This is a genomic window from Acidimicrobiia bacterium (genome assembly GCA_035948415.1).
GTDB lineage: Bacteria > Actinomycetota > Acidimicrobiia > IMCC26256 > PALSA-555 > PALSA-555.
In genome coordinates, this window is sequence record DASZJD010000044.1 from 1 (window position 1) to 7,135 (window position 7,135).

The following is a 7,135-nucleotide window of genomic DNA, read 5'->3' on the forward strand; positions in this document are numbered from 1 at the left end:
CGACCGGCTGCTGGCCGCCCTCGCCGCCCGGGCCGGGACCGACGACGTCGCCCTGCGAGCCATGCTGCAGGCGCTGCTCCCCGGCCTCGTGAACGTGGCGAAGCGACTGGGCGGCGGCCGCGTCGACGACGAGCTCGAGGCCGACGTGATCGCCGAGGCGATCCACCGCATCCGGTGGTATCCGCTGCAGCGCCGACCCCGGGCCATCGCCGCCAACGTGCAGCTCGACGTGTTCGGCCGGCTCGCCCGTCAGCGGCGGCGGTGCGCCGCCGAAGCCGCCGCCGCGGCGGCCGCCCCCAGGCTCGCTCGACCCGATCCCGACCCGAGCCTCGAGGTCTCGGAGCTGGTGGCCGACGCCGCCGCGGCCGGCCGGCTGCGACCGGGTGACGCCGAGCTGCTCCTGAGCATCGCCGTGGGGCGGGACACGATGCGCCGACGGGCCGAGCGCGACGGCACCAGCTACGCGGCGGTGAACGAGCGATGGCGCCGGGCCCGGAACCGACTCCGTCGATCGGCCCTCCCGAGGACGGGTTGAGCGGTCACCCCCGCATGCGCGTGTCGGTGTCGCAGAGGTCGGCCTCCTCGGGGCCGACGACGTGCTGCACCACCGCGGTGCGGGTTCCCACCTTCCACAGCGCCCGGCCCCGCGTGAGCCGGCCGAGGACCGCGGCCTCGGTCGGGTTCAGCCCGAGGAGCGCGCGTGCCTCCGCGAGCTGGTCGCTGGCCTGGCGGAACAGCACCCGGGTCTGGGTGTCGGCGAGCAGCCCCATCGACACCTTGGCCGTCGTCGTGCCGTCATCGGCCTGGGCGCGCAGGTCCGAGAGGCGATGGACGACGGCGACGTTGGCCACGCCGTAGTCCCGACAGAGCTTCCAGCAGGCCTGGAGGTAGCGCGTGGTCCGCTCGGACCCGAGCAGCCGCCAGGCCTCGTCGAGGACCTGGACGCGAGGGATCCCGTCCCGGCGGGCCAGCGTCGTCTGCAGCCACGCGGTGGCGGCGAGGAGCACCAACCGGAGCGCCTCGTCGTCGTGGTGGACGACGGAGAGGTCCAGCACGAGGCCGCCGTGCGCGCCGTCGACGCCGACCGTGGTCGGCCCGTCGAACATCCCGCGCAGCGACCGCTCGAGCAGCTTCTCGAGCGCGTAGATGACCGCGTCGAGCTGGCGCGCGAGCGTCGCCGCGTCGAGGCGGGCTCGGGCGACGAGCTCGGGCGTCGGGTCGCGGAGCAGCCGGACGAGGTCCGCGAGCGTGGGCCGCCGCGGCCCGGCGTCGAGGGTCTGGACCGCCCAGCCGAGCACCGCGTCCTCGACCGGGGCCAGCTCGCGTCGCAGGACCTGCCCGAGGAGCGCGGCCACGAGGTCGGTGCGGCGCCGCAGCCGCTCGTCCCGGTCGTCGGCGCCGCCGAGTGGGCCGGCGTCGAGCGGGTTCAGTCGCGTCGGTCCGCCCGGGTAGAGGCGAACCACGGGCAGCGAGAGGCGCTCGGCCAGGGCCGCGTACTCCCCCTTCGGGTCGACGACGGCCAGCCACCGCCCGCCGCGCCTCGCGCCTCCACCGCACGGCGCCGGGCGGCCGAACACCGACCGGGCCCGGAGCAGGAAGGTCTTCACGAACGTCGACTTGCCGGTCCCGGGCTCGCCGGCGACGAGCAGGTTCGGGTTCGTCACCAGCCCGGCCCGGTAGGCCTCGAACGGGTCGAAGGCGAACCCGCCCCCGCCGGTCAGCAGGTTCGTGCCCAGGTAGACGCCTCGCGCGCCGAGCCCGCGCTCGGCCTGGTACGGGTACAGGCTGCAGAGGTGCGCGGTGGTGGACCGGTGGACCGCGACGCGCAGCACCCGCCGCATCAGCGCCGCCCGCGTCCAGTCGGGACGCGGCCGAGCGGGAGCGCCGTGGCGACCCCGAGGTCGTGCTGGCCGTCGAGGGCTCGGAGCTCGACGCCGCACTGCGCGGCGACCTGCTCCCACTCCGCCGACTGCTCGTCGAGCGCGCGGAGGTCAGGGGCCGTCACCGTGAGGAAGCCGGCGTAGCGCAGCTCGGCGTACCCGGCGACGAGCTCGCCCTCGCGGGCCAAGACCTCCGATTCGGCGCGTCGGTGCTGGGCCCGGACGCGGAACCCCCGTCGGACGCGCTCCTCCTCGTCCGAGGCCAGCCGAGTGGCCTCCCGGTCAACCGATCGGCGCGACCGGGACGGCGGCACCGGCTCGTGGACGACCGTCACGGTGCGGACGCCGCCGGGGTGCAGGAGCAGCGTCGCCAGCCAGTCCGCGGGCATCTCGAGGCGAGGCCACTCGGCGACCCAGTAGCAGCGGTGGTGGGACTGATCGAGCCGGACGTGGCGCCAGGCCGCCTCGACCGCGATCGGAGCCATGTTGTGCGGCCCGACGACGCGAGCCCGATCGGCCAGGCGTTCCTGGCGGGCCGCGAGCCGAGGCGCGGCAGACGGGTCGGCGCGGAGTCGCACCGCGAGCGCCAGCTCGCCCGGACCGAGCGGCGCGTCGACGGCGAGGCCGGCGTGGTGGAGCCGGCCGCTGAACAGGTGGAGCTCCTCGAGCAGCGTGTCCACGCCGTCGGCGGCACGCCCGGCCCGGACCCGCCGACGGTCGACCGTCACGGTGACGAGCGTCTCGTGCGCGATCGTGAGCGGCCCCGCTCCGGCCACGAGCTCGCGGTAGTCGCGCCCGGTGGCGCCGCGACCGCCTCGCTGCTCGCGCACGAACGCGAGGTGCTCGTCGAGGGAGGCCGGCGCCGCCCACTCGGACCACGCGACGCGAGCGACGGCGGCGCGCTCCCGACAGAAGCCGGCGAGCGCGGCGCCCCAGCCGTCGAGGACCCGGGCCTGGTCGTCGTGCTCGAGCAGCGCGAAGGCCCCGCCCTGGACGCGCAGCGTCGCGCTGAGCTGCTGGGCGGCCGGGTCGGCGACGACCGCGACGCCGACGGCGCGCGGGCCGTAGCTCCGGCCGCCGGCCCGCTCCAGGACCTCGAGGCCGGCGAGGAACGGGGGCAGGTCGGGCGGCGACGGGCGACGCCCCCGCCGGGGCACCTCGGCGGCCCAGCGGTCCCGTCCCCGCACGCGCAGCGCCGTCCACCCGGCGGCGGGTTCGACCCACTCGTGGAGGGCTCGACCGTCGTGGCGCCCGAACGCGGCGAGCGCGGCGGCGACGACCGGCAGCGCGGCGAGCGGCGCCGAGCCCGTCGCGCGCAGCGTGAGCCCGGCGGCGAGGAAGCCGGCGCCGAGCACGGCGCACGGGACCGCGCCGAGACCGAGCAGGAAGCCGGACCGGTCGAGGGGACCGAACCGGTAGCGGCGCGGCGCGTCGACGCTGGTCACCGGTCGCCGCCGTCGGGCGCCGGCGGCGCGGACCGGCGTCGCGCGCCGGCGGGGGCCACTGCCGGCGACCGGTCCGGGCGCGCCCCGATCGAACCGGGCTCCGGGGCGGGGGGCTCGACGCGCCGCCGGACCGTCGGTTCGGCCGGGGGCGTCGCCGGCCGCGGCCGACCATCACCCGCCGATGGCGAGGAGTCGCCGGTCGCGCGCGCCGCGGAACCGGCCCCGATGCTTCGGCTGCCGGCGCCGGCGAGGCGGGTCACGGTCAGGGTGGTGAGGAGGGCGGTCTCGGTCGCCCGCACCGGGGCCCGGGAGATGCCGCGGGCGACCACGGCGGCCTCGACCGCCGGGAAGAGCCGCAGGATTAGGAAGGGCGCGAAGACCGCGAGCAGGAACATGATCGTGCCGACGAGCAGCGTCCCGAGCCTCGCCTCGCGGCTCGGCACCAGCGATGCTCCCGAGGCGCCCGCGGCTAGCGCCGACGCCGCGACCGCCAGGGCGATGGCGATGACGACCTTCGAGAGCACGAGCGCGACGACGAGCTCGGCCAGCCGGTGGAGGATCCGGCGAGCGGTCGGCCACACGAACGCGGCGTAGGCGAGGGGGCTGAGCGCCAGGAGCACGTAGAGGAGCGAGGCCCGGACCAGGAGCTCGATCCAGAGGAGGAACGCGCCGAGCACGGCCACCAGGCCGAGGAGGAACACGGCGAAGGTGGGCTGGGCCGTCATCGCCTGGCGCTCGCCGAGGGTGCGCAGCACGTCGGTGGCGTGGACGCCGGCGTCGGTGCCGCGCAGGATGTGCAGCGAGACCTCGTCGGCCGCGCCGAGCAGCACCTGGACCACACCGATCGTCGCCACGATCCCGAAGACCGCGAGGGGGACGTCACGCGCCAGCCGGGCGACGATCGCCGGTCCCTCCCCGATGAGGAGGCCGTGCACGACGCTGAGGAGCACGCAGAGCAGCAGCAGGCTCACGGCCAGGCCGGCGACGACGTTGTACGGCGAGCGCGCGCCCGCACCGACGGGCCCGCCCGCGAACCAGCCGCTGGCCAGGTTCGGCGTCGAGGACCGCTGGAAGAAGGTCAGGACCGCGCTGACGAACCAGGCCAGCGAGTCGACGACCCAGCCCACCAGGCCGGTCACGATCTGATCCCACACCGCGCCGGCGGCCCGCCCGCCGGTCTGGTCCCAGATCCAGCCGAGCCCGCTCAGGATCCCGTCGAGGAGCCCCATCACAGCGGGTCGGGACCCGGGTAGCGCGTGAAACCGGCCAGCGCGGTCCGCAGCTGCTCCGGGGTCGACGGCGGCTCGGACGGGTGACCCAACGGGGTCGGCCCCGGGCTCTGGGACTCCGACCAGATGCGCCACTCGCGGCGCTCCCAGACCAGCTCGTAGACCACCGTGGTCCACTCGGCGAGCGGCGCGGTCAGCCCGGCGACGGAGAGGACGCCGACCCGCCAGACCGACACGCGGGCCCGCTCGGGCGTGTACGCGTCGAGCCGCCAGGCGAGCACCGAGACGTCCCAGGTCAGCGGGCCGCGGCCGCGCGCGGCGACGCCGTCGAGGTTCGACAGCTGCTGGGTCTGCTCGGCGACGTACGCCGGTGCCGCCGCGTCGGACGCCATGGCCTGCAGCGCGGTGACGCGCTCGTCGGTCGGGAGGCCGAGGAGCCGCTGGCCCTGACGGACGTCGCTCGTGGCGGCGGCGACCGCTCCGGCGCGCGTGCGCGCGAACGCGGTCGCGGTGACCAGTCCGGTCGGCGATCCCGCGCTGGTCCCGGCGGCGGGGCGGGGCCGGTCCGAGGGGGTGACGAGGCCGCGGGCGCCGGCGCCGACCAACGCCGCGCCGAGCACCGCGGCCGCCAGTGCGCGGGGACGGACGGCGACGGTGCGCACTCAGGCCCGGGACGCGTTGAAGATGAGGTTGACGAAGGTCGGTGCCAGCCCCGTGATCGCGGCGCCGAGGGCGCCGCCCAGCACGAGGTGCTTGCCTCGGGACGCGCCGAGGTAGTTGCCGGCCTGCTGCGACATGCCGAAGACGGCGGCGCCGACCAGCATCGCGGCGAGGCTTCCCCAGAGGCCGACCTGGGCCGTCCAATCGATGAGCCGCTGGACGAAGCCAGCCCCAGGGAGCCCGTTCGCGGACGGGCTGGCGTTGACACCGTCGGCGACCACGCGCGCGACGGCCGAGGCCAAGGGGTGCATGAGTCCTCCGCTCGCTGGGCTGTCGGTCGGCACAACGCACGCGCTCGGGCGCCGATCCAACAGACGACGCGCCGCGCATGCGCCCCGGAGCGCGGTGACCGGTCGGCTACGTCTCGTGGATCGTCGCGCTCCGATCAGCGTCGACGGCGCGGCGCAGCTCGTCGAAGATCTCGGCGGCGTCGCGACGACGCGCCGCGGTGGGATCGGGAGCGCCGATGGAGCGGAGCAGGTCGCGGATCCCGTCCATCGCGCCGGCCCCATCGGGGGCCGCGTCGTGCGCGAGCCGGCGGTCCTGCACGAGGAGATCGCTCTCCGGCGCGGCGAGCAGTCCCTGGTGCGTCGCCCACAGCGCTCGGCGCCAGTCGTCGGCGGCCAGGGCGAGCTCGGTCACCTGGTGCGCGGCGTCGGCGGCCACCCGCTCGGCGCGCTCGACGTGGCGCTCGGCCTCGGCCCACTCGTAGCCGGACGGCATCGCAAAGGGTCGTCCACGCACCGCGGCGAGCGCGGCGGTGAGCGCTTGGGTGGCGCCGGGACCCGGTTCCTCGTGCGACGCGACGACCGCAGCCGCGAGGAGGTCCACGTCGGTGCACACCGACGGCGCCAGCCGACCGAGGTGCCCGTCGAGGCGGCCGAGGCGCGGGCTGCCGTCGCCGTCGGTGCCGAGGACGCGGCGGGTGGTCGACACCCGATTGCTCCACGTCTTGGCGCTCGGAGCTCGGTCGGGCCAGAGCGCGGCTCGGACGCGGCGTTCGTCGACGCCGTCCGGGTGCGAGGCCAGGTAGGCGACGAGCTCGAGGCTCTTGCCCGCCAGGGTGCCTTCGGCACCGCTCACCTCCACCGGTCCGAGCACCCGGACCACGACGCCTTGGGCAGCATCCCGTGCTCCAGCACGCGACGGGCGCGACGGCGCGGCTTCGCCATCGGCCTCACGCCGCCGCGGGCCATGAGCGGGCGCGCCCTCGGCCGGCACCGACGGGGCCGGGACGGTGACGGTGACGTCGCCGAGGAACGGCACCCGAACCTCACCGTCCTCGCACCACAGCCTCAAGTCGGCGTCCGGCCGCTCCCCGACCGCGACGAGGGTGTGGCCGGCGCCGGCTCCGGGCGGCACCGCGATCCCCGCGGCCGGCGGCCCCGACGCGACGGCGACGAAGAACGTGCCGACCGGCGACCCCGGCACCCGTCGGCGCCGGGGCGCGAGAGGAGCGGCGGCGCGCGGCTCCCCGCGGCGCGAGCGTCCTCCGAGCGAGTCGGCGAGCTCGGCCCGGTCCCCGGACTCGGCTCCGCCGCGGTCGAGCCGCGTCAGCTCGACCGCGCCCGCCCTCACCCTGGGCTCGAGCTGCCCCACGAGGTCCTCGAGGCGGTCGGCCGCGGCGGACAGATCCCCGGCCAGGGCGACGATTCGGAACGCACCCAGGTTCAGCCACAGCGTGCCGGTCGAGGTCCTCCCGAGCGCGACGACGACCGGACGCCAGGGCGTCGCGGGCTCGAGCGGATCCGCCACCCGGTCCCGGTCGGCCTCCCACACCCAGCCGGTCGGGCTTGACCGCCACGGCGACGGCGGTCGCGGCGTGGGACCGTCCCAGAACGCCTCCACCACTCGGTCACCG

At 76.7% G+C, this 7,135-nt stretch carries 7 protein-coding genes; 1 reads left to right on the forward strand and 6 read right to left on the reverse strand.

The window, feature by feature from the left end; all coding sequences use genetic code 11:
• The coding region (locus tag VG869_06480) for a hypothetical protein (protein HEV3450836.1) at positions 1 to 535 on the forward strand (535 nt) is incomplete at its 5' end.
• A 4-nt stretch (positions 536 to 539) separates the two neighbouring features.
• Here VG869_06480 and VG869_06485 read toward each other — a convergent pair.
• From VG869_06485 to VG869_06510, 6 genes are all read right to left on the reverse strand, one after another.
• The gene (locus VG869_06485) at positions 540 to 1,841 is read right to left on the reverse strand and encodes an ATP-binding protein (protein HEV3450837.1); all 1,302 of its coding nucleotides are present in this window, start codon (positions 1,839 to 1,841) and stop codon (positions 540 to 542) included.
• Positions 1,841 to 3,325 carry an SCO6880 family protein gene (locus tag VG869_06490; GenBank protein ID HEV3450838.1) on the reverse strand — a complete coding sequence of 495 codons (1,485 nt, stop codon included), beginning with the start codon at positions 3,323 to 3,325 and terminating at the stop codon, positions 1,841 to 1,843. The genes VG869_06485 and VG869_06490 overlap by 1 nt, the downstream gene beginning before the upstream one ends.
• A complete protein-coding gene (locus tag VG869_06495) occupies positions 3,322 to 4,554 on the reverse strand; it encodes a hypothetical protein (GenBank protein HEV3450839.1) in 1,233 nt (410 codons plus the stop codon). The genes VG869_06490 and VG869_06495 overlap by 4 nt, the downstream gene beginning before the upstream one ends.
• Complete coding sequence (locus tag VG869_06500) at positions 4,554 to 5,216, reverse strand: hypothetical protein (GenBank protein ID HEV3450840.1); 663 nt, start codon at positions 5,214 to 5,216, stop codon at positions 4,554 to 4,556. The genes VG869_06495 and VG869_06500 overlap by 1 nt, the downstream gene beginning before the upstream one ends.
• A complete protein-coding gene (locus tag VG869_06505) occupies positions 5,217 to 5,525 on the reverse strand; it encodes a hypothetical protein (GenBank protein ID HEV3450841.1) in 309 nt (102 codons plus the stop codon).
• A 106-nt stretch (positions 5,526 to 5,631) separates the two neighbouring features.
• On the reverse strand, positions 5,632 to 7,135 hold a 1,504-nt coding region (locus tag VG869_06510), incomplete at its 5' end, for a hypothetical protein (GenBank protein HEV3450842.1).